The following is a 1,915-nucleotide window of genomic DNA, read 5'->3' as shown; positions in this document are numbered from 1 at the left end:
GGATTGGGCCCGAAAACCCACTCACCCGCACCGATCAACCACTTCCCCAACGGCGGATGCGCCACATAGAGCGCGCATGGGTCGAGGTTGTCCGGTGTGCACGTGACCCATAGGTCCTCGCGCCCGGCCAGGAGCCGCGGATCGGCGATGGGGTTCTTGTCCGTGCCGAGGAAGGTGCGTTCGACACCGTACTTGAGCAGTGACAGCGCGTCCTTGGCGTAGTAGGTCTCGTCGAAGACCACCGCCTTGGGGGCCCCCAGCCGGTCGAACCGCAACAGCCCGCCGAACACCGCGACCAGCAACGGCCCCAGCCATCCCCACAGAGGGCTCCCGTGGAATGGCGGAACCAGCCGGTCGCGCACCGCGGGCCTCTCCTCAGCGCTCTCGGTGCCGGCCGAGGGCGTGGGCGATTTCCGGGGAAGTCGCGATTTTCCGGTAAATCTCAGGGGGAAGGCGCGAACAGCCACCTGGGCACCCTATGTGCCACGGACCGCTCGCAGCCAGAGGATCAAGAACGACGCACCCGGCCGGTCAGGAACGGTGTACGGCGTCGTAGAGCTCACGCTTGGGGATGCCCGCGGACTTGGCGACGTCGACGATCGCCTGCTTGCGCGACACCCCGGCGACCTCCCGGCGGGCCACCTCGTCGACCAGATCATCGATGTCGGGCTCGACGGTGGCGGGATCGTGCCCGGCCACGACCAGCGTGATCTCACCTCGCACATCGCCCCCGGCCCATTCGGCCAGCTCGCCGAGCGGGCCCCGGCGCACCTCCTCGTAGGTCTTGCTGAGCTCGCGGCAGACGGCGCCCGGCCGCTCGGGCCCGAACGCCTCGGCCATCGCCGTGAGGCAGACCTGGAGGCGGTGCGGCGCCTCGAAGAAGACCATCGTGCGCTCCTCGTCCGCCAGGGCCGCCAGGCGCCGTGCGCGCTCCCCCGGCTTGCGCGGCGGGAACCCCTCGAAGCAGAACCGGTCGCTGGGCAGACCGGAGATCGCCAGCGCGGTCGTGACCGCCGACGGGCCGGGAAGCGCCGTCACCGGGATGCCCGCCTCGACGGCGAGATGCGTCAGGCGGTAGCCGGGATCGGACACACCCGGCATGCCGGCGTCGGTGATCACCAGCACGGTGTCACCGTCCTGCAGCGCTCCGAGGAGTTCCTTCGCCCTGGCCGCCTCGTTGGCGTCGTAGTACGAGACCACGCGCCCGCTGAGGGTGATGCCGAGGTCGGAGACGAGCCTGCGTAACCGGCGGGTGTCCTCCGCGGCGACCACATCCGCGGTCGAGAGCGCCTCACGGAGCCGGGCGGACGCGTCGTCGGCCCGTCCGATCGGAGCACCCGCCAGCACCAACCTGCCGTTGTCGTTCACATACCCATCCTCTCCTATGCACGCGGAGGTCATCAGCGCAGCACCTTCGGGCAGGAGTCTCCCAATTGGGTACGTAAGAGGTGTTTCTTAGGCTGGGCGTAATAGCCGCCCCGTACGATGTCCGGATGGCCCTGACGGACTTCCCCAACCAGGACTTCGAGCAGCCGGACCCGCGTGACGAGCCCGCACAGCCGGGATCGGTCCGCGACCGGCTCGTTCCCCCATTCCACGGCAACCCCCTGTGGGGATGGCTGGGGCCGTTGCTGGTCGCGGTGTTCGGCGGGCTGCTGCGGTTCGACCGGCTGGGGGCCCCCAAGGCGGTGGTCTTCGACGAGACCTACTACGCCAAGGACGCGCTGTCACTGATCCGCTTCGGCGTGGAGCGGGTGGCGATCAAGGACGCCGACAAGCTGCTCCTCAAGGGCGACGGCAACGTCTGGCAGAGCTGCGCGCCCACCGAGATCGACAAGTGCGCCTCGTACGTCGTCCATCCGCCGTTGGGGAAGTGGTTGATCGGTGCGGGTGAGTGGGTTTTCGGGCCCAATCC

General features: G+C 69.1%; 1 protein-coding gene and 2 pseudogenes. 1 reads left to right on the top strand and 2 read right to left on the bottom strand.

All coding sequences use genetic code 11. The features are described from left to right. Both ABD810_RS38095 and rsmI read right to left on the bottom strand, forming a co-directional pair. Positions 1-362 (bottom strand): annotated as a pseudogene (locus ABD810_RS38095) (phospholipid carrier-dependent glycosyltransferase); the annotation flags it as partial. Positions 363-531: 169 nt separating this feature from the next. Then, a complete protein-coding gene (gene rsmI / locus ABD810_RS38090; RefSeq protein WP_425567037.1) occupies positions 532-1,401 on the bottom strand; it encodes a 16S rRNA (cytidine(1402)-2'-O)-methyltransferase in 870 nt (289 codons plus the stop codon). Positions 1,402-1,493: 92 nt separating this feature from the next. Here rsmI and ABD810_RS38085 point away from each other — a divergent pair. Beyond that, positions 1,494-1,915: pseudogene (locus tag ABD810_RS38085) on the top strand (phospholipid carrier-dependent glycosyltransferase); the annotation flags it as partial.

This window comes from Sphaerisporangium flaviroseum, from assembly GCF_039537005.1.
Classification (GTDB): Bacteria; Actinomycetota; Actinomycetes; order Streptosporangiales; family Streptosporangiaceae; genus Sphaerisporangium; species Sphaerisporangium flaviroseum.
This window is presented reverse-complemented; position numbering and strand designations above follow the sequence as displayed.